Source organism: Paenibacillus nitricinens (genome assembly GCF_052056485.1).
Lineage (GTDB): Bacteria > Bacillota > Bacilli > Paenibacillales > Paenibacillaceae > Paenibacillus_AQ > Paenibacillus_AQ nitricinens.
This window is the reverse complement of sequence record NZ_CP183948.1, coordinates 6,503,565-6,524,936: the sequence shown is the minus strand read 5'-3', so window position 1 is coordinate 6,524,936 and position 21,372 is coordinate 6,503,565. Positions and strand designations below refer to the sequence as shown.

The window sequence follows — 21,372 nt, the reverse complement described above, 5'->3', positions numbered from 1 at the left end:
AGATTAAGAGTAAGATTAACTTTAATGAGGTGATGTTTCTTGCTTCACTAGCTTTGCTGAAAGTAAATACCGGTCCGGTGCTGACCCTACGTATGAAAAAGGGTAACAGGTGATCAAGGTAAGAATAGCCTTATCGCTTGGTTTTATTGCACCGCGTTCATTCCCGTCTACAATCGTGCTGCCGGTCACTTCGTAGGTGAACGTACCGTCCATGCTTTCCAGTTCGATCAGATCTCCTGCGACAAGTTCTCCTATACTGCGAAATACGGTATCACGGTGTCCAGCAAGCACACTATTACCGATTGCACCGATAGTTGCGCTACCTATATAGTGTCCAGCTCCTTTTTTTAATTCTGGGCTTTCCGTACCCTCCAGAATAGCCACCTTCTTATTTAAGGTGGGGAAGCGGATTTCTCCAATCACCTCACCCTCTTTATAGGAGGGAAAAGAAGAGGGTTGTTCTTTTGGAGAACTGACCATTCCCTTGGGGAGAGGGTTCTCTTCATTTGGAAGGGGCAGGGCGAGGGCTTCCTCCCTCTTTTTTGCCCAATCAGTTAGGGCCTGCTTGGCCTCGATGGGCGCTTTGACGACTTGAACGATCGAATAAATCAGCACAACTAAAGAGAGTATGAAGATTAGCTTCACGGTTAATAAGACACCATTACGCTTCTTCATACTCTCTCCTCCAGACTTATATTACTAAACGTTATTCTTTCTTCGATTTCAATCTGCGCATGATGATCACGCTGAGTACCGCAATAGCTAAGCTGGCAAGAATTAAGTTATACCAAGGCTCGGCGGTATTTGGAAGCGCGTTGCCTGCCTCTGGTGCGCCCAAAGGAATGTCGCCGTCAGGTAAGGCTACCTCATCGCTTGGCCGAGGTGTTGCACTGGTGGTTTGACTACCAGCACCTGTTGAAGCTGCAGGTGTAGGCTCATTACTGCTTCCGCCCATTGGAATCGGTTCTTCAGTAACGCTTATTTCATCGACAGCAGGCGGTGAAGTTGTAGGTGTTGGCGATGGTGTTGGTGTAGCAGTTGGTGGCACCGATTGACCAGGTGTTACGACAGCTGTAGGTGAAGCGGTAGTCGTTGGTGAATCCGTAGGTGTCGTAGTTGGTGCAACCGTAGGTGTTGGTGAAGCTTCAGGTGTAGCTGGTGGTGTTTCCGTAGGTGTTGTAGTCGGTTCAGTTGTAGCTGCCGGCGTTGCTGTAGGTGATGGATCAGGTGTAGGTGCAACCGTCGCTGTTGGCGTTGGCGTTGAAGTAGGTTCGGCGGATGGACCTGGTTCTCCGGAAGCAGAGAATTCAAAAGCTACGGTCGTAGCCTTTCCTTGATATTCGTTGCCGGCTTCCCATGGGAAGGTTACATCCATTTGAATTACACTCTTCTCTCCTCCAGCAAGTGAACCGATGGTTACTCTGCCGGCTGCCTCGCTCATCACTCCCGAATAGATGATTACTCCCTCTTTTTCGAGTGTCATTTGGAGAATATTGTACAGCTCTACGTCTCCAGAGATGAATTTAAAGTCCACAAAGTAATCGAAGCCTTCTGTGCCATCATTAATAATCGTGTACTCTGAGCTCATTTCGTCACCGGGCTTCATATTGTTCATGGTGGCTGTGCTCGTGGTATGAGAATTCACAGTAAGTTTAATGGTATCCTGAGCGCTTACCCCTCCAGCGTGCCATATTACTCCTACCAGAATAATCAGAACGTAAGCAGCTATGAAGACCGAATGGTATTTCTTCTTCACTTTCTTTGCTCCTTTCTCCTGAGCCGCTTGTAGCTGTTGAAAACAAAATCTGCGGGCTTCCGGCAAAATCCTCCGTTTTAAACACTTATTCCATTATACATTGTCGAAATAAGTGGTATTGTGAAGTACCACTCTTTCAATTATGGGTGGAATCTTTCCGAAAGAACGAAGGAGAGGGCGTATCCAAAATACAAATCGTTCGTTATAGCGAATATATAAAGTATAATCAAAATGATATCCAAAGAAAAATGATGTATTACAACTAATTAGATCATATTTGCTTAAATAATAAGAGTATAGTCCGTTTATCTGTTGATTTCTCTCTATATCTCTTTATTTTTATGTTTTTTCATTTCTAAGTAGTATTTTATTAAGAACGGTTTCAAAAACAAAACAAAAAAGGCAAGACGGATATCTGAAACGGGAGAACTCCCGATACTCAGATAACGTCCTGCCTTGTTAGGACTGCAATCTTACAGTTCTTTCATAGCCTCAGCTACAATTTCATAGGAACGAAGACGAGCCTCATTATCATAAATCCCTGCGGAGATAATCAATTCATCAGCTTGTGTCTCTTTCAGAATGTCTTGAAGTCGTTCTTTAATCGCTGCTTTATCGCCAGAGAAGGAATAACGCTGCTTATCGAGCATGATTGCTTTTTCTTGTACCGTCCATAGCCCATCCATACTCTCAACGGGTGGTTGTAGCTTGCCTGTCCGCCCGCGGATGATATTGAGGAACTGCTGCTGCTGCGAGGTAGCCAGCTTTCTTGCCTCATCTACACTATCGGCTGCTGTAACCCCGAGTCCGATCATAACATAAGGTTTGTCTAGTACTTCTGATGGACGGAAATTACTGTGGTATATGTGCAGCGCCTGAAGTAAATACTCAGGTGCAAAATGGCTGGCAAAGGCAAAAGGCAACCCTAGCTTGGCTGCTAGCTCAGCACTAAAGCCGCTGGAGCCTAAGAGCCAGATGGGAACATTTAAGCCTTCCCCAGGAACCGCGCGTACTCCGGCTGGGCGCGATCCTGCTCCTGCAGGGTCGAAGTAAGCTCTTAACTCACTTAGCTGCTCAGGGAATTCACTACCGTCGCTTCCTAGGCCACGACGTAGCGCACGGGAAGCTGGTTGATCAGATCCGGGTGCTCTGCCCAGTCCAAGATCGATCCGTCCCGGATATAAAGATTCGAGAGTCCCGAACTGTTCGGCAATCACAAGTGGCGCGTGGTTGGAAAGCATGATGCCGCCAGAGCCAACACGTATACTTTGGGTGCCACCAGCAATATGTCCGATCAAGAGTGAGGTAGCAGAGCTGGCAACGCCGATCATATTATGATGTTCAGCGAACCAATACCGATGATAGCCCCACTTCTCAGCGTGCCGGGCTAAATCTAGAGAGTTATGAAAAGAGTCTGCCGCGGTCCCTCCTTCCACAATAGAAGCCAGGTCCAGTACGGAGAATCGAATGTCACGAGGTTGTTTCAATGTTATCCCTCCTATAATAAATGCTCTATGCTCATAGAGCAGTATTTGTAGCTACGAATATCGCTACTCGATTAGTATACCATGTAATAAAACTATATACACACTTTAAGTAAGTTGTTTGTCTTCCGAGTAAGAAAAAGGAGGAAAAGATGAATTTTTTAAAATAATGTAAGCGCTTCAAAAAAACTATTGTTATTTCCAATCGGGCTTGCTATAATCACATCGAAAAGTTCCCTAAAAAAGGAAGTTATCATTATGAAGCCAACCATAAGAGATGTTGCCAGAATGGCCGAGGTGTCGATTAGCACAGTGTCACGTGTTATGAATGCACCGAATTCGGTAGTGGAGAGCAAACGGAATCGAGTGATGGAGGCTGTAGAACGATTGCGGTATCAACCTAATTCATTTGCACGTGGTTTGATTTACAAGAAGTCCTTTACACTGGGCCTGCTTATTCCGGATATTGAGAACCTGTATTTCGCAGGAGTGATTCGGGGAATGCAGGATGCTTGCATCAAGCTTGGGTATAGTCTGATGATCTGCAATACGGACCGCGACAAAGAACGACTACTGTCCTATATTGATAACTTCCACGAGAAACAGGTGGATGGAATTGTATTTGCCAGTGATGTCCTTTACCCTGAGTATCATGATAAATTGGTCGGTTGTAGAATTCCATTTGTGCTAGTGTCCTCGCATTCCGATGAGTTCGACATTCCGAGTGTGGAAGTGGATGATGAAGCGGCTGCCTATGATGCGGTAAAGTTCCTGATTGATTTAGGTCATAAAGACATTGGTATGATTGGTTTTAACCATGATAATTCCGTATCAGGACCACCGCGCTATGAGGGATTTGCAAGAGCGCTAACAGAGTCAGGGCTACAGCAGAATATTGTGAAGAGCAAATATGCCAGTCATCGGTTTGAACATGCTTATCAAGCTGCACATGAACTATTTACGGATAACCCTGAGCTAACTGCTATTTTCTGTGTTGCAGATGAATTCGCGATGGGGACGATTTCTTATCTGAAGGATCGCAATATTCTTGTTCCAGGTCAGGTATCCGTGATTGGGTTTGATAATCTAAGGATGTCGGGTATGTTCATCCCGAAGCTAACTACGATTGCACAGCCGATTTATGAGTTAGGGTATCGTGCGGCCGAGAAGCTGCATGAATTGCTTACAACAGGTGAAGTGCAGGTATTGAATGAGAAGATGGAGCATAAGCTGATTGTGCGAGAATCTACACGAGAAAAATAGGAGTAGTTCACTTTTGTACCACCCTCTGAAAAGCTTTTCAGAATTCGGCGCTCGTCTTAGGCAACATTTGAATAATTGATTGGACAATCAAAATAATTTTTACCAAAACATTTCAAATACAGATTGGAAACGCTTACTTTATGTGATACTATAACAAATGTAAGCGCTACAATTAATTGGAATTGGTGATTCGATTCTTTTTTAGTATAAATCCTTAGATTCTGAAAAGCTTTGCAAGGGGGTGATCTGCTACAAGCTGCTTATACATGCCAGGGTACCGGATGATTGAGTCAGAAGCAATCTCTAAAACCATTAAAGGGGATGTACAAAAGATGAAGAAAACCTCAGGACGTAAACAGTCATTGGCATTAGTACTGTGTTTATCCTTCACTATGATGCTGAGCGCATGCGGCGGAGGCAATAACAACAACGCAGCGGCTACAGATCCGCCTGCGGCTACTTCCAGCCCAACAGCAGATAACACCGAAAAAGCAACAACAGCTCCTAGCACCGAACCTTCGGGATCGCCGTTAGAGTTAGCCATGAAAGGCGACTATAAAGGAACTAAAGTAACGATGTTCGGTCCTTTTGTAGATGCTGACCAAGTGAAATTTGAGAATAGTATTAAAGAGTTTGAAGAGAAGACAGGAATTGATATTCAATACGAGGGCTCAAAAGAGTTCGAAGCTACGATAAACATTCGAGTAGACGGTGGAAATGCTCCGGATATCGCTGATTTCCCGCAGCCGGGACTCCTAGCCTCAATTGCTAAGACTGGTAAGGTTATCGATTTAACTAACGTGCTGGATCAAGCCAAATTGACGGCTAATTACAACAAGAGCTGGCTTGATATGTCTAATATGGACGGGAAAGACGGCAAGATCATGGCGGGGATTTGGAACCGCAGTAATGTAAAGAGCTTGGTCTGGTATCCAAAAAAGCAATTTGACGAAGCGGGCTACAAGGTTCCTGAGACATGGGATGAGATGATGGCTCTGACGGAACAAATTGCGAAAGACGGTGATCCTGCTTGGGCTATTGGTATCGAGAGTGGTGCTGCAACAGGCTGGCCAGCAACAGACTGGGTAGAAAATATAATGCTTCGTACGACCACACCTGAGAATTACGATAAATGGGTAAAGGGTGAGCTGCCATTTACCTCTCCAGAAGTGAAAAATGCAGTTGAAACCATGTCCAAAATATGGCTCAACAAGGATTATGTCTATGGTGGTGCAAAATCCATCGTGACGACATCGTTCGGGGATGCCCCAGCGCCAATGTTCAATAATCCTCCTAAAGCATGGTTTAATATGCTCGGCAACTTTATTACAAGCTTCTTCCCTGAAACGGCAAAGGTTGATGTAGATTATGATTGGTTCTACCTGCCGCCTATTGATCCTCAATATGGTAAACCAGTGCTAGTTGCTGGCGATATTTACGCGATGTTCAACGATCGTCCTGAAGTGCGTGCAGTTATGGAATTCTTTACTACAGGAGAATCCATTAAGAGCTGGGTACAATCGGGCGGCGTAATTGCTCCAATGAACGATGCTTCCCTGGATTGGTATACCTCAGAATCCGATCGCCGGATGGCGAAGCTGGTTCAGGATGCTTCCACGCTGCGCTTTGATGGCTCTGACCTGATGCCGGGCAAAGTGGGCGCAGGTACCTTCTGGAAGGGCATGACCGACTACGTAAGTGGTACTGCGACGCTGGATCAGGCGTTGGAACAAATCCAGTCTGGCTGGAACAACTAACCTAATATTGAAAGCACACAGTTAAAAGAGGGGCAGCGGGATTTGAAGGTTCTCTGCCCCTCTTTTTGTTTTCCAAAGCGCGAGTATAGGAGGAGCTGGAGCTAATATGGGTGGACAATCACAACTACAACCACAATTGAAGCCACAATTAAAAGCCAAGCAGACGGTAAGTCTTAGAGCGGTATTGCTGTCTCTTTTAGTATTAATAGCCAATGTTGTTGTTAATGGCTCGATCTTTTTATTCTTTCGGGATTCGACGCTAAATCCGCTACTAACGGCGGTTCTGGCTGTTCTATGGGGGGTTCTGGGTGTTTATCTGATCTATTACACACTTACCTGGGCAGTCGAGCAATATCCTGATTACGTACGCAGGAAGGTATTGCCTTATATTTTTATTGGTCCGGCAGTGATTATATTGGGGTGGCTACTGGTGCTGCCTGCGCTGCGGACGCTGTATTTAAGCTTTTTTAATGCTTCTTCAGAGAAATTTGTGGGTCTCAGCAACTATGCAGCGATCTTTAGCGACCATCTAATGGCAACGGCACTGCGTAACAACTTACTTTGGGTATTCGTTGGTACATTGGCATGTGTAGCTTTTGGGCTCTTGATCGCAATTCTTGCCGACAGAAGCAGCTATGAGAAGCTAGCCAAATCGATCATCTTTATGCCGATGGCTATTTCTTTTGTAGCTGCAGGCGTTATTTGGAAGTTTGTATATTACTATCAACCCGGCGATGAACAAATTGGACTTTTGAACGCCATCGTTACTTATTTCGGGGGAGAACCACAGGCGTGGACGAGTATGCTTCAGCCGTGGAATAACTTTTTCCTCATCATCATTCTGATCTGGATGCAGACTGGATTTGCGATGGTGATATTCTCAGCAGCTATTAAGGGAGTTCCTGATGACATATTGGAAGCTGCGCGAGTGGATGGTGCAAATGAGGTGAAGATTTTCTTTGGAATCATGATTCCCTACATTTCAGCAACCATTCTGACTGTGACAACAACCATTATCGTCTTTACGTTGAAAATATTTGACGTCGTCATGGTGATGACTGGGGGTCAATACGATACAGAGGTAGTGGCTACACAGTTTTACCGCCAGTTCTTTATGTACCGGAATTTCGGTTATGGCTCCACGCTGGCTATTGTTCTGCTGATCGCGGTGTTGCCTGTGATCATAATTAATCTACGTCAGTTCCGTAAGCAAGGGGGATTTTAATGGCCGGGAAAAAGAAGAGAAAAGGCAGCAAGACGATTGTTAATATCGTGCTGGGTGTGATTTGTTTCATTTGGTTGCTTCCGACCCTTGGGCTCTTCATTTCCTCCTTCCGTCCCGCTGCCGATATTCTGCAGACTGGATGGTGGAAAGCTTTTCCCCATCAGGAGTGGAAGGCTGGAGAGACCCTTCAGCTATCGAAGGATGTGGATTTGCGGGAGCCGATCGAGGTGAACGGTAAAACTTATACCGATGAGCAGCTGAAGGCGGGTGTGAAGGCCGATGGCAGTCGTTTGATGTGGGAGAACCGTAGAGCGCGTACCATAAATCAACAAGAACAAGGCTGGAAAATGACACCGGATCTTACATTGGATAACTATAATAACGTGCTTTCGGGCAAGGAATACAAGCTCAAGCAAGCTGATGGCAGTGAAACGGTGCAAAAGGGTACCGGATTGTCGCAGGCCTTCTGGAATACACTGACGATTGCTGTTCCGGCGACGGTAATTCCGGTGTTGATCGCTTCTTTTGCCGCCTATGCTTTTGCTTGGCTACGTTTTCCTGGGCGCCGCACACTTTTTGTCATCATTATTGCTATGCTCGTTATTCCGATACAAGTTGCACTTATTCCAGTACTCAAAGATTATACGGCTCTTGGACTGAACGGAAGCTACTTGGGCATTTGGCTGGCGCATACGGCCTTTGGATTACCGCTAGTTACCTACTTTATGTATAACTTTATCAGTCAGCTTCCTAAGGATTTGTTTGAGTCGGCTTTTATGGATGGGGCGAGCCATTTCACTATTTTCAGTAGGCTGATTCTGCCGTTATCTGTGCCCGCACTGGCTTCTATCGGAATCTTTCAATTCCTATGGGTGTGGAATGACTATTTAGTCTCGCTGATTTTTATCGGCAATCAACCGTCAGTGCAGGTCATGTCGATGAAGATCGCCGACCTAGTAGGTTCACGAGGCAACGACTGGCATTTACTCACCTCGGCTGCATTTATCTCCATGCTGATGCCGCTCGCGATTTTTTTCCTGCTGCAAAAGTATTTCGTCAGAGGGCTTATGGGTGGATCAATAAAAGGTTGATTTGAACAAAACTGTGTCAGGAGGAGCATAGAGAGATGAAGATGAAACCATACGTACATCCGGCTGCGGTGTATCCTTACCGGGAGTGGAGTCTTGATGAGGAGACTTATGATGAAGAGAACAATCAGAGAAGCGAAAGTGTATTTGCTCTTGGTAATGGATACATTGGCATGCGCGGTAATTTCGAGGAAGGTTACCATGGCCACTCGGGCTCATCTGTAACAGGGAACTATTTGAATGGATTTTTTGATTCTGAGCCTATTGTTTATCCAGAGGGAGCTTATGGGTATCCTTCCCGCAACCAAGCCATGCTGAACGTAACGGACGCCAAGATTATTGAGCTCAGCATTGAGGGTCATACCTTTCAGTTGAACAGTGGGCAAGTGCACCGTTATGAACGGAAGCTGGATATGCGAAATGGGATCTTGCATCGGCAGGTAGAATGGGAATCTCCTGCCGGACACAGGGTACAGCTGAACATTCGTCGGATGGTGGCCATGCAGCATAAACATTTAGCGGCCATAGATTACGAGGTTAAGGCATTGAATTTTGAGGGAACCCTAACGTTTAATTCATCGATCGATGGTGAGATCCAAAGACCGGAGGTCACGGATGACCCCCGGCTGGGATCAGGGAGTAAGGAACCCAATTTGCTGCTAGTCGAAACCGGTCATGAGCTCGAGCAGTCCTTTTTGTGGATGAAGCAGAGGACGCGGCATACCGGGTTTGCTCTTTTAACAGGGATAAGTCACAGTCTGAATTGTAGCTCTGGATATGAAAGGCTCATGCAGCTAGAAGATCAGCGATTATCCATGCAATGGGTTGTACCAGTGGTGATGGGGGAAAGGATCTCCCTGACCAAGTACATTTCGTATCACACTTCTAAGGATTATATAGAAGACGAGCTGTTGAGCAGGTGCTTAGAAGTACAACGATTGGCAGAGAATTGTGGATTTGAAGCGCTTGTTCATGAACAACGGGCTTTTCTGGATCATTTCTGGGCACATACCGATGTGGAGATTCAGGGCGATCTTGCGCTTCAACAGGGTATCCGTTTTAATGCTTTTCAATTGCTGCAATCCGTAGGACGTGACGGGGTTACGAATATTGGGGCTAAGGGCCTGACAGGTGAAGGATACGAAGGTCACTATTTCTGGGATACCGAGATGTATATGATACCCTTTTTTACATTTACACAGCCGGAGATTAGCCGGAAGCTACTCGAGTTTCGTTATGCTACGTTAGATAAGGCACGGGAACGGGCAGCAGTGATGTCTCAGAAGGGAGCACTATATCCTTGGCGCACCATAGATGGGGCTGAAAACTCCTCCTATTTTCCGGCAGGAACGGCACAAATGCATATTAACGCGGATATAGCCTATGCCATTAAACAGTATGTGCGGGCAACTGGCGATTATGAGTTTCTTGTCCTGGAGGGGGCGGAAATGATATTTGAGACCTCCCGCTTTTGGGTGGATCTGGGTCATTTTAATCCGGCCAGGGAGGGTGCGTTCTGTATTGACGCGGTGACGGGTCCCGATGAGTATACAGCTATCGTTAACAATAATGCATACACTAATCTTATGGTACGGGATCAACTCTATTACGCATATGAGATAGCCAGACTGTTAGGAAAGCAGTATCCGGAGCCTTTTGAACGACTGAAGCGCAAGATTGGTCTGACTGAGGAAGAGCCTGGTGATTGGCTGGTCGCCGCAGAAAAAATGTATATCTCTTTTGATGAGGAGCTTGGCATCTATGCTCAGGATGATACGTTTCTGACTAAGAAGAAGTGGGACTTTGAACATACGCCAGCGGATAAATACCCACTTCTGCTTCATTACCATCCGCTGGTGATTTACCGCCATCAGGTGCTCAAACAGGCAGATCTGGTAATGGCCATGTTTCTGTTAGGTGATCAGTTCAGCTTGGCGGATAAGATCCGGAATTACAATTACTATGAGCCGCTAACGACACATGATTCTTCTTTGTCACCGTGCATTCACAGTATTATTTCTGCTGAGATTGGTGATTTAACGGGGGCATACGCCTACTTTGACCGCACAGTACGGATGGACTTAGATGATATCAACCGCAATGTGAAGGACGGACTGCATACTGCTGCTATGGCAGGATCTTGGCTGTCGATTGTAAATGGATTTGGTGGGATGCGCTTATGTGGCGGTATGCTATCCTTTAATCCTGCCTTGCCAGCACAATGGGACAGCTATCGGTTTAAAATAACAAGCGGTGGGCATTTATTGGATATTTATGTTGATAGTAAGGTAGTGATCTATACACTACTGACAGGTGAAGTGGTTGAAATTCTACATAAAGGGAGCCTGGTGCAGTTAACTGTAAAGAAGCCGGTGTCCCTTTCAAATGTGAAGCAGCTTGAAGCTGTTATTTTCGAGCTGGACGGGATTATTACCGATTCTAGTGAGTATCATTATCTGGCCTGGAAAGCCTTAGCCGATGAGCTGGCGATTTCTTTTGATAGAGAGAAGCATGTACGTCTGAAGGGCCATAGTCGAATGGAATGTTTAGAGATCCTACTGGAGGGAAGCGGCCTGAATTTACCCCAACCGGTAAAAGGAATGCTATGCAACAAAAAGAACGAAATGTATAAGCAGCTGATTCAACAAATGACAGCAGATGATTTGCACCCCGGTATCCATCATCTGCTAACTGATTTGAAAGATAAGCGAATCGCTGTCGGGCTGGCTTCAATCAATGAGAATGCGATGATGATTCTTGAACGCTTGGAGATCGGACACTTGTTTCAGGCGATTGCTGACCCTAAAAACATCCGTATGGGCAAGCCGGATCCGGAAATTTATTTACAAGTCACCGAGATGCTGGGCATATCACCTGACTGCTGCGTAGCTATCGAAGATACAGCGGAGGGGATAGCCGCCATCAAAGCCGCTGGTATGAGGTCCGTTGGAGCCGGAAGTCCATCCTTGAAAGAGATTGCTGAGCTATGGTTTCCTTCTACCGCGGAGTTACATGTAGAGGAATTGGTACAGCTGTACAAATAGTGAAAAGTCGTTCCCTGAAAAGCAGTAAACCTCCCAGTCATGGGAGGTTTACTGCTTTGTTTATTTCAATACTTTCCGGACTAGCTTGATCTTATTCCCATAGGGTGGGTACACAATTCCGAGATCGATTCGTGTGCCTCTCTTGACGATGCTTTTACGGTGGGAAAAGACTTCAAAGCTGTGCTTCCCGTGATAACCGCCGATTCCAGAGTTCCCTACCCCACCAAACGGCAAGCTAGCGTTCGCCACATGCGAGATCGTATCATTGATGCAGCCTCCTCCGAATGAGACTCGGGAAAGCACCTCTTGTTCAACATTTTTATCGGCTGTGAACAGATAAAGTGCAAGCGGTTTTGGATGCTCGTTAATACTCCGGATAGCTTCATCCAATTGATGATATTCCAATATGGGCAGGATCGGACCGAAGATCTCATCTTCCATAGAAGCGTCAGTCCAAGCCGCAGGATAGATTAGTGTAGGTTCAATATAACGTTCTTCTGAAATGACGGTTCCGCCCATAATCACCTTTTTCTGATCCCGTTCAATGAGACTGGTGAGTCTTTGCAGCTGGCGCTCATTTACGATCCGGCCATAATCTGTATTCGGCAACGCATTCTGACCATAGAATTCAGTAATTTGATGTTTGATTTTGGTGATCAATTCATTAGCAATGTCCTTATGAACGAGCAAATAATCGGGGGCAATACAGGTTTGACCGGCATTTAATAATTTTCCCCATACGATTCGCTTCGCTGCAACATCAAGATTGGCGGATGTGTCGACAATGACCGGACTTTTCCCGCCAAGCTCCAAGGTTACAGGCACTAGATTCTTCGCAGCGGCTTCCATCACGATTTTGCCGACCGGAACACTGCCCGTGAAGAAAATATAATCAAACTTGGCATGGATCAGCAGATTGGTGGTCTCTTTCTCCCCCTGAACTACGCGAATATACTGGGGTTCGAAGGTCTCCTGAATGAGCTGCTCTATAACAGCCGTGATAGATGGTGTGCTCTCTGATGGCTTGAGGACAGCGCAGTTTCCAGCGGCAATGGCGCCTATAAGCGGTTCGATCAGCAGCTGAAATGGATAATTAAAAGGTCCTATAATGAGCGCGGTACCGTAAGGTTCACTTAAGATATAACTCTTCGCAGGAAATAAATGCAGTGGTGATCTAACCTTTACGGGCTTCGCCCAACGTCTGAGATGCTTCATCATGTAACCTAGGCTGTCCAAGGTGAAGCCAATTTCTGTGGCATAAGCCTCAAACTCACTTTTTCCTAAGTCCTGTTGTAAGGCAGTGATAATTCGACTCTCATATCGTTTAATACTGTCTTTAAGTTTTTGTAACTGACTAAGTCTAAAAGCAATCTCTTTAGTTACACCACGATTAAAAAAATCCTTATGTTCTTCAAGCATCACTTGAATGCTTGCTGTTGTATGTGATGTCATAATACTCCCCTCCTTCATTGTAATAGTTCAAATTATGGGAGCCGATAAAAGGCGAAAGGTTCGCCAAAGCGGAAGGAATCACTTGCCTCATCCAGCTTGCTCGTAGTTTCCTCATTAAGCTGAATGGAGGTACTATGCAAATTCTGCTCCAGCTGCTCTACGCGGGTAGCCCCAACAATAACTGTCGAGACGGCAGGACGATTCATGAGCCAAGCTAAGGAAAGTGCAGTAGAAGAGGTTCCCAGCTCTTCAGCGATCTGCCCCACTTTGTTCCCCAGTTCGATCCGTTCATGATTCAGGAATCTTTTGAAATTAGGATCGGTATCTGCTCTGGACCCTGAAGGTGCAGAACCGCTTGAATTATATTTGCCTGTGAGAATTCCGCCCGCCAGAGGAAAATAAGGAATAATCCCTACACCTTGATCAAGACAAAGGGAGAGAAGCTCATTCTCCGGGGTCCGATCCGCTAAGGAATAGCTGCACTGAATTGAAATATATTTGGCGAAGCTCCGTGCCTCACTAATTCCAATCGCCTTCATTAATTGCCATGCTGTATAGTTGGAAGCCCCGATATAGCGTACTTTGCCCGAAGATACCATATCGTCCAAGGTCCGTAACGTCTCTTCAAGTGGCGTATTGGGATCGAAGGTGTGGATCTGGTATAGATCGACATAGTCCGTTTTTAGGCGGCGAAGACTATCTTCTAGCTCCTGCATCAAATGGCGCCTCGAGGAGCCGCTTCCGTTAGGTCCGTCATTCTTAACTAAGCCTGCTTTAGTGGCGAGAACAGCCTCATGTCTTCTACTCTCCAAGGCCAAACCGATGATCCGCTCAGATTCGGAGCCGGCGTAAATATTAGCGGTATCGATAAAGTTAATGCCATGATCCAGCGCAGCATGTACAATTTGAATGGAGGTTTCTTGATCCGCCCTTTTACCAAAAGCGTTTGTACCCAGTCCCAATGCGGATACTTGTAATCCGCTATTACCAAGTCTTTTAAAGTTCATTCTCAGCACTCCTCATCATCTATTTTTTTAGGCTTAGTAAAAAGATCCAGAGCTGTCTCCACGAACATCTTCACAGCAATGGAAGTATCGGCAAGCGAACTAACTGCGATATGTATATCTCTGTAGGCGTCAGGCTGCAGTTCGCGGGTTACTACATTTGGAGGTAAAGATAACAATGATAACTCAGACATCACACCCACAGCCAGCCCCTCTTGAACCATATTAAGAGCTGTTGCATAGTTATTAACCACATATTTTACATTCAGATAGCTGCTGCTTCTGCGGAATAAATCTACTACCGGTGGTTCATAGCCTGCTTTACAGATCAGCATAGGCTCACTCGCTAATTCACTCACACCTATAACCGAACGCTCGTGCAAAGGATGATCATCTCTGATAACAGCGTACAGCTTTTCTCTATATAGTGGGATGGTTTCAAAGGCCTCGCTGGGAGCGAGCAATAAGCCAACATCAATTTCTTTGGATTCCAGCCATTCTCTAACTTCGGCGATAGAGCCTTCCTGCAGGCTGATCGTGATATTCGGATATCGTGCAGTGATAGAGCTAATAATCTTCGGCAAAAAATAGGCAGATGCTACAGGAAAAGCCCCAATCCGAATGCTTCCTTTCTCAAGTCCCCTCTCTGCGTAAATCTCCTGATTGACCTTATCGAAGCCCATTAGAATTTCACGAAAGATAACAAGGATGCGCTTGCCAATGTCAGTAAGCATTAGGCCGCTCCGCCGATCCCGAAGTAATAGCTTTACATCCAGTTCAGCTTCTAAAGAGGAAATTGCTCGACTGACAGCAGGCTGAGTCATATTCAGTTCTACACCAGCTTTGGTAAAACTACCGCTTTCCGCGATTTTGACGAACAAACGAATTTGAGTATTGTTCATAACAAATATGATATGCCCCTTATGAGTATTATTCATTTCATTTATATTCTTAATTATTGTATCATTTGTGATGAATCTACACCAAGGAGTGAATACATGAATCAGCAGAAGAAAAGCATCATCCTTCTTATATTTTTGGTGATGGTATGGGGCATAAATTGGCCTATATCGAAAATCGCCTTAGACTACGCTCCGCCCTTATTATTTGCAGGTATCCGAACCGTCATCGGCGGATTCATTCTTATTCTAATTGCACTTCCTAAGATGAAGGAGCTCCGCTTCAAGCAGCTATGGCCGATCTATCTGACCTCGGCTATATTAAGTATCGTGTTTTACTATGGATTTCAGACGATTGGGTTGCAGTATGTACCCGCAGGATTATTCTCGTCCATTGTATTTCTGCAGCCGGTCTTGCTGGGCATTTTTTCATGGCTGTGGTTAGGAGAGAGCATGTACGGGCTCAAAATGGCCGGTCTGTTGCTAGGGTTCATCGGAGTAGGCTCCCTCAGTATTGGAGGACTTAACGGAAGCATCTCTATAGGGGGAATTGTGCTTGCTTTAGCCAGTGCTTTGAGCTGGGCATTAGGAACGGTGTATATGAAACGAAATGCTGTGCGCGTGGATATGCTATGGATGACCGCTATGCAAATAACGATCGGTGGTATCATTTTGCTACTCTCGGGATCTGCTACGGAGAAGTGGTCGGATATCACCTGGAGTGGAACGTTTATCGTGGATACCTTATTTATCGCTATTTTTGTGATTGCGCTAGGCTGGCTGATTTATTTCAAGCTGATTAACGAGGGAGAGGCAGGGAAGGTCGGATCATTTACTTTTTTAATTCCACTGATCTCGATAGGTACTAGCGTAGTCTTTTTAAATGAGCAGATTACTTTAAATCTTGTGATTGGTCTACTCCTTATTGTTAGCAGCATTGTTCTGGTGAATGTGAGGATAGGGCGTGCCGCGAAGCAGTCGGTTTAGTTAACTTGTGCAATGGTTGTAGTAATCAGGAACGTAAGAGGGCATTATGTCTAATAGAGCAATAACAAAAGGGACACTCCTGGAGCTTATAGCTTCTGGGAGAGTCCCTTTTTAATAAAACGTAAAGCGCGTGCGGCTTCAGCTGTTGAGGGCCGAGTGGCTACAGCATAAGTAGCAGATTTAGCACGCTCTACTTCCTCCAACACCCGGTTTAAGTGACTGAAGACCGCACCAAGATCACGAATGCTTGATAGCGAACAATTCCCTTGTAGTTCAGAGAAACTGGCCAATTGCAGGTCACGGGCACGCTCTATACAATCGGCAAGAGAACGTTGGCATTCGGCGTCTGATAAGGTTCTGGTTCCATAAAGAGCAATACAATCTGCGGTTGACTCCAGCACATCCTTCATCCAGTCCGAAGAGGCATGATGCGCTGGCAGAAGACGAATATCGTCGGCAATGTCTTTGACGTAGGAATGAATGCTTTTTAGGTGTGAGGTAGCCTGTATGAGCCCCTTCAGTTCACCCTGGCACTGATAATGTGTGAGGGTATAGAACATTTCCTTCTGTTCCCGGCTGCTATTCGACAGGAGTTTACCTGCTTCCTCCAGCAAATTGTCTTTCGGAGAATCGCGTCTTACGCCTACGAGATCTTTTAATGCATCCGCAAGTAGAAGACTTCCTTCGAATGCCAATGCTTTTACCTTGACGAACCTGTTCGGCGGCACGATAATCATATTGATGGCCAGGGCGATTAGCACGCCGATAAATGTTTCCCCTATTCTCCAAAGCACGTAGTCATTCTGATAAAAAGTAAGTGCTAGAACGGAAGTAACACCCACCTGTGAAACAGCTTGAATGTTCATCTTACAGGCCGTAGCGATGCCAATCCCGATGAGTAGAATGAGCAGGATAGAAAGCCCGCCTACATCAAAAAACTGGCCAACAATTAGGCTAACGATCCCGCCAAGAATAATGCCGATCAGGCGGTAGATTCCTTTTTCTAGCGATGCTTTAACACTGGCTTGGGTGATGAGGATAGCCGCAAGGGGTGCAAAGTATAAATATTGGCTACCATATATGCTGTGTACGGCCACCCATGAGAGTGAAGCAGCCAGCGTAATTCGTATCATGTAAAGTGAGAAACCATATTTTTCAAGGCGGTCTTGTAACCCCTCGTTCATTATCATTCATCTTCTTTCGGAAAAAAATGAAAAAACTGTCTGATCTTTCAGTTCGTTTTCATTATAACACCTTGAAAAAGGCTTGGAGGACTGGATATTTTACAAAGTTGTTAAGTTTACGCATTCCTTATCCATGTAAGCTATCGCATATAATGGTACAATCTAATATGCTATATCTATTGGAGTGTCGAATGAGAGGAGGAATTGTCGCTTATTAGCGCTGAGCATGCCCATTCGATTGTTCTCCGCGAGATGCGGGTAAAATAGTATTGTGATACTTTAGGCAGGGAGGTTGTTAGCTATAGCTATTCAGGAAGGCACCATTATTTCATTTGAAGAGGTTACCAAGCAATATGACGACGAAGATCCGGTGTTAAAAGGAGTAAGCTTTGAGATAGAGCGCGGCAAATTCTATACACTACTTGGTCCATCAGGCTGTGGTAAAACGACTATTCTACGATTGATCGCTGGGTTCGCAGAGCCAACAAGCGGGTCTATCTATTTAAACGGTAAAGTGATCAACCACATTCCAGCCAATGAGCGGCAGGTCAATACGGTCTTTCAGGATTACGCACTGTTTCCACACCTGAACGTATTCGAGAATGTGGCTTTCGGACTGCGCATTAAGAAGCTTAAGAAAGACGTCATCACGAAGAAGGTGCAGGAAGCGCTAAGTTTCGTTAACCTTGTGGGCTACGAGCAGCGTGCTATTAACGAAATGTCCGGTGGTCAACGGCAGCGCGTGGCCATTGCTCGTGCGATTGTGAACGAGCCGCAGGTTCTTTTGCTGGACGAGCCGCTATCTGCGCTCGATCTGAAGCTGCGAACAGAGATGCAGTACATACTGCGAGAAATGCAGCAACGGCTTGGCATTACCTTTATTTTTGTTACACATGACCAGGAAGAGGCACTCGCGATGTCCGACTGGATTTTTGTCATGAACAAAGGAAAAATCGAACAAAGCGGCACGCCTAACGATATCTATGATGAGCCAATTAACCGTTTCGTGGCTGATTTTATTGGCGAGTCCAACATTGTTCCGGGTGTAATGATTGAAGACTATCTGGTGGAGTTTAACGGGCGCCGCTTTGAATGTTTTGATGCCGGCCTTAAACCAAACGAATCTGTGGAGATTGTTATACGCCCCGAGGATTTGGAAATTTCAACATTGGAACAGGGTAAGCTACGTGTGCGAGTGGATTCCCAGTTGTTCCGGGGTGTCCATTATGAAATCAGTTGTTATGATGAATCCGGACATGAATGGCTTGTGCATTCTACACGTAAAGCGACTGTAGGCAGTGAAATTGGCCTTTATTTTGATCCGGAAGCGATTCATGTTATGCGTTTTGGTGAAACGGAGGAAGAGTTCGACAAACGTCTGGAAGCTTACGCCGAGGTGGAGAGTCATGAAGAATAAGGGCAGATCGTATTATCTCATCCCTTATTACCTCTGGATCGCCTTGTTTGTAATCGCACCCGTGCTGCTTGTCATCTATTATTCTCTATTTGATCTGGATGGGCATCTTACGCTAGATAACTACGTGAACTTCTTTACACCTGTGTACTTAAAAATGACGCTGACCTCATTCTGGTATGCGTTTTTGATTACAGCATTCTCTTTGCTGGTCGCCTACCCGGCAGCATATCTGTTGACGAGAACGAAGCATAAGCAGCTATGGCTATTGCTGATTATTTTACCGACCTGGATTAATTTGCTGCTGAAAACTTACGCCTTTATCGGCATATTTGGTACGTTCGGACCGATCAACAATTTCTTTGATCTGCTTGGAATCGGAGAACAACAAATTTTGTTTACGGGCTTCAGCTTTGTATTTGTCTCTGTGTATATCTTTATCCCATTCATGATCTTGCCGATTTACAGCGCTTTGGAGGATCTTAATTTATCCTTGCTGGATGCGGCACGTGATCTGGGTGCTTCGGGCTGGACGACGTTCCGGCGCGTTATTTTTCCATTGACCATTTCGGGTGTGCGTTCCGGATGTATGGCGGTATTCATACCAGCGCTGTCCCTGTTTATGATTACTCGTCTGATAGCGGGCAACAGGGTCATTACGCTCGGTACTGCCATTGAACAGCATTTTCTGGTCACACAGGACTGGGGCATGGGCTCCACGGTTGCAGTGTTTCTGATTGCTATTATGGCGCTGTTCATGATTATTACCGGCGGATCGCGGAAAGGGGTGCGGAATGAGAAATAAAAACGGGTTCTCCAATCTGTACCTAGTGCTAGTGTTCGCTGTTCTGTATGCGCCAATCTTCTATTTGATGTACTATTCGTTCAACAGTGGGGGGACGATGCACAAGTTCGAGGGCTTTACACTGGATTACTACCGTGAGGTCCTTCAGGATACACGTCTGATTATCATCATGATCAACACGCTTGTCATCGCGCTTCTGTCCTCGGCTATCGCCACGCTTATCGCTATTATTGGTGCACTGGCCATTAAGAGTGTACAAAACCGCCGTGCTAAAAATACCTTGTTATCTTTGAACAACGTATTGATCGTTAGTCCGGATGTCATTATCGGTGCATCGTTCCTGATCCTGTTCACCATTGCAGGCATCAAGCTTGGTTTCGTGTCCGTCCTGCTTTCGCATGTCGCGTTCAGTGTACCGATTGCCGTGTTGATGATTCTGCCGCATTTACAGGATATGAGTCCTTCACTAACGGATGCCGCACGTGACCTCGGCGCAAGCCGCAAGGATGTTCTGACTAAGGTTATTCTGCCGATTATCAAACCGGGGATCTTTAGTGGATTTTTCATGGCACTTACGTATTCACTGGATGACTTTGCAGTTACGTTCTTCGTAACGGGTAATGGTTATTCGACGCTATCAGTTGAGATTTATTCCAGAGCCCGGCAAGGGGTGTCACTATCCATTAATGCGTTGTCGACACTGATCTTCCTGTTCACGATATTGCTCGTTGTCGGTTATTACTTCCTGACTCTTAAGAAGAACCGATCCAATACCTCGGAGGCCGTGGCGGAGCCTGTAGCGGAAGCGGGGGTGCCTAGATGAAACAGTTGATTAATGCTTTTTTGGCGATTGTAATCACGGCATTTGCGCTAATGTACTTAGGCTCCTGGATGAACTCAAGAGAGGGCTATTCCGGAGGGAATACACTGACTATCTATAACTGGGGCGACTATGTCGATCCTGATCTGCTCAAGGAATTTGAAAAGGAGACCGGATTAACGGTCATTTATCAAACCTTTGACTCTAATGAAGCCATGCTAACAAAAGTGGAGCAGGGTGGAACTACTTTTGATGTCGTCATTCCTTCGGATTACGCCATCGCCAAGATGAAAGAAGAAAATTTGCTAATACCGCTGGATCATAGCAAGGTTCCGAATCTAAAGAATATTGATCCGCGGTTTATGGATCTTTCCTTCGATCCTGGTAACAAATATTCCGTGCCTTACTTCTGGGGAACTGTCGGGATTATCTTCAACCCTGAAATGACCAAGGGGATGGACTTCACCAGCTGGGATTCCCTCTGGGACAGCAGGCTGAAGAACAACATTTTCTTGGTGGATGGAGCACGCGAAGTAATGGGTATGGCTTTGAACAGCCTACACTATTCCGTTAATGACCGGGATGAAGCTCACCTGCAAGAAGCGCTGACCAAGCTGAATAAGCTATCTCCTAACGTTAAGGCGATTGTCGGAGATGAGATCAAGATGCTGCTTGCCAATGAAGAGGCTGCTGTCGGAATTGTATGGTCCGGCGATGCTTCAGAGATCATGGACGAGAATGATAAGCTTGATTATGTAGTGCCTGAGGAAGGCTCGAACAAGTGGTTCGATAACATGGTCATTCCAAAAACAGCGGATAATGTGGATGGAGCACATAAGTTCATTAACTTCATGCTTCGCCCAGATGTAGCAGCTAAGAATGCAGAATACGTAGGTTATTCCACACCTAACATTCCTGCGCTGGAGCTGCTTCCGAAGGAAACCTCCGAGGATACCCGGTTCTACCCGCCTGCCGAGATTACGGATCGGCTTGAGGTGTATGATAACCTTGGGAAACGGATGCTTGCTCATTACAATGAGCTTTTCCTGAAGTTTAAGATGAATAAGAAGTAAGCTATCTAGACTGAACTAATGTTAAAAACTTAAAGCTGAGTAGTCTCTGCGGAGAATCATTGGACTTCCGGCAGCTGTTGTTTGCAGATTTCTTGATTGGTATCGCTCTTCGCGGTG

17 protein-coding genes are annotated in these 21,372 nt (G+C 45.7%); 10 read left to right on the top strand and 7 right to left on the bottom strand.

The window, feature by feature from the left end:
- Positions 1-21: 21 nt before the first annotated feature.
- The 3 genes from ACN6KS_RS29045 to ACN6KS_RS29035 form a co-directional block, all read right to left on the bottom strand.
- Positions 22-675: a sortase gene (locus ACN6KS_RS29045; RefSeq protein ID WP_440960998.1), complete on the bottom strand. Its 654-nt coding sequence runs from the start codon at positions 673-675 to the stop codon at positions 22-24.
- A 31-nt stretch (positions 676-706) separates the two neighbouring features.
- The gene (locus tag ACN6KS_RS29040) at positions 707-1,756 is read right to left on the bottom strand and encodes a hypothetical protein (protein WP_440960997.1); all 1,050 of its coding nucleotides are present in this window, start codon (positions 1,754-1,756) and stop codon (positions 707-709) included.
- A 473-nt stretch (positions 1,757-2,229) separates the two neighbouring features.
- A complete protein-coding gene (locus ACN6KS_RS29035; RefSeq protein WP_094868355.1) occupies positions 2,230-3,243 on the bottom strand; it encodes an LLM class flavin-dependent oxidoreductase in 1,014 nt (337 codons plus the stop codon).
- Between the two features lie 255 nt (positions 3,244-3,498).
- Here ACN6KS_RS29035 and ACN6KS_RS29030 point away from each other — a divergent pair, with 255 nt between their 5' ends.
- From ACN6KS_RS29030 to pgmB, 5 genes are all read left to right on the top strand, one after another.
- The gene (locus ACN6KS_RS29030) at positions 3,499-4,503 is read left to right on the top strand and encodes a LacI family DNA-binding transcriptional regulator (RefSeq protein WP_440960996.1); all 1,005 of its coding nucleotides are present in this window, start codon (positions 3,499-3,501) and stop codon (positions 4,501-4,503) included.
- 332 nt (positions 4,504-4,835) lie between these two features.
- The gene (locus tag ACN6KS_RS29025) at positions 4,836-6,260 is read left to right on the top strand and encodes an ABC transporter substrate-binding protein (protein WP_094868491.1); all 1,425 of its coding nucleotides are present in this window, start codon (positions 4,836-4,838) and stop codon (positions 6,258-6,260) included.
- Positions 6,261-6,366: 106 nt separating this feature from the next.
- Complete coding sequence (locus tag ACN6KS_RS29020) at positions 6,367-7,485, top strand: carbohydrate ABC transporter permease (protein ID WP_094868353.1); 1,119 nt, start codon at positions 6,367-6,369, stop codon at positions 7,483-7,485.
- On the top strand, positions 7,485-8,576 hold the full coding sequence (locus tag ACN6KS_RS29015) for a carbohydrate ABC transporter permease (protein WP_094868352.1): 1,092 nt from the start codon (positions 7,485-7,487) through the stop codon (positions 8,574-8,576). The genes ACN6KS_RS29020 and ACN6KS_RS29015 overlap by 1 nt, the downstream gene beginning before the upstream one ends.
- 35 nt (positions 8,577-8,611) lie before the next feature.
- The gene (pgmB, locus tag ACN6KS_RS29010; RefSeq protein ID WP_440960995.1) at positions 8,612-11,617 is read left to right on the top strand and encodes a beta-phosphoglucomutase; all 3,006 of its coding nucleotides are present in this window, start codon (positions 8,612-8,614) and stop codon (positions 11,615-11,617) included.
- Positions 11,618-11,677: 60 nt separating this feature from the next.
- Here the strand turns inward: pgmB and ACN6KS_RS29005 are convergent, their stop codons facing one another.
- Genes ACN6KS_RS29005 through ACN6KS_RS28995 form a run of 3 tightly spaced genes read right to left on the bottom strand, consistent with a single transcriptional unit; the run spans position 11,678 to position 14,975 of the window.
- Complete coding sequence (locus tag ACN6KS_RS29005; protein WP_440960994.1) at positions 11,678-13,069, bottom strand: aldehyde dehydrogenase; 1,392 nt, start codon at positions 13,067-13,069, stop codon at positions 11,678-11,680.
- Positions 13,070-13,101: 32 nt separating this feature from the next.
- The gene (locus tag ACN6KS_RS29000) at positions 13,102-14,076 is read right to left on the bottom strand and encodes an aldo/keto reductase (protein ID WP_094868349.1); all 975 of its coding nucleotides are present in this window, start codon (positions 14,074-14,076) and stop codon (positions 13,102-13,104) included.
- Between the two features lie 2 nt (positions 14,077-14,078).
- Positions 14,079-14,975, bottom strand: coding sequence for a LysR family transcriptional regulator (locus ACN6KS_RS28995; RefSeq protein ID WP_440960993.1), 897 nt, complete (start codon positions 14,973-14,975; stop codon positions 14,079-14,081).
- A 96-nt stretch (positions 14,976-15,071) separates the two neighbouring features.
- On the opposite strand from ACN6KS_RS28995, the gene ACN6KS_RS28990 reads away from it, so the two are divergent.
- Positions 15,072-15,959, top strand: a complete 888-nt coding sequence (locus tag ACN6KS_RS28990) for a DMT family transporter (RefSeq protein WP_094868347.1) — start codon at positions 15,072-15,074, stop codon at positions 15,957-15,959.
- A gap of 86 nt (positions 15,960-16,045) precedes the next feature.
- Here ACN6KS_RS28990 and ACN6KS_RS28985 read toward each other — a convergent pair whose 3' ends face one another.
- Positions 16,046-17,143 carry an FUSC family protein gene (locus ACN6KS_RS28985; RefSeq protein ID WP_440960992.1) on the bottom strand — a complete coding sequence of 366 codons (1,098 nt, stop codon included), beginning with the start codon at positions 17,141-17,143 and terminating at the stop codon, positions 16,046-16,048.
- A gap of 307 nt (positions 17,144-17,450) precedes the next feature.
- Here ACN6KS_RS28985 and ACN6KS_RS28980 point away from each other — a divergent pair, with 307 nt between their 5' ends.
- The 4 genes from ACN6KS_RS28980 to ACN6KS_RS28965 are packed head-to-tail and all read left to right on the top strand — an operon-like array spanning position 17,451 to position 21,255.
- Positions 17,451-18,560, top strand: a complete 1,110-nt coding sequence (locus ACN6KS_RS28980; RefSeq protein WP_094868490.1) for an ABC transporter ATP-binding protein — start codon at positions 17,451-17,453, stop codon at positions 18,558-18,560.
- Positions 18,550-19,362 (top strand): ABC transporter permease, encoded by an 813-nt coding sequence (locus ACN6KS_RS28975; RefSeq protein WP_042192705.1) that lies wholly within the window; start codon positions 18,550-18,552, stop codon positions 19,360-19,362. The genes ACN6KS_RS28980 and ACN6KS_RS28975 overlap by 11 nt, the downstream gene beginning before the upstream one ends.
- Positions 19,352-20,185 carry an ABC transporter permease gene (locus tag ACN6KS_RS28970; protein ID WP_094868345.1) on the top strand — a complete coding sequence of 278 codons (834 nt, stop codon included), beginning with the start codon at positions 19,352-19,354 and terminating at the stop codon, positions 20,183-20,185. The genes ACN6KS_RS28975 and ACN6KS_RS28970 overlap by 11 nt, the downstream gene beginning before the upstream one ends.
- Complete coding sequence (locus ACN6KS_RS28965) at positions 20,182-21,255, top strand: ABC transporter substrate-binding protein (protein ID WP_094868344.1); 1,074 nt, start codon at positions 20,182-20,184, stop codon at positions 21,253-21,255. The genes ACN6KS_RS28970 and ACN6KS_RS28965 overlap by 4 nt, the downstream gene beginning before the upstream one ends.
- Positions 21,256-21,372 lie beyond the last annotated feature (117 nt).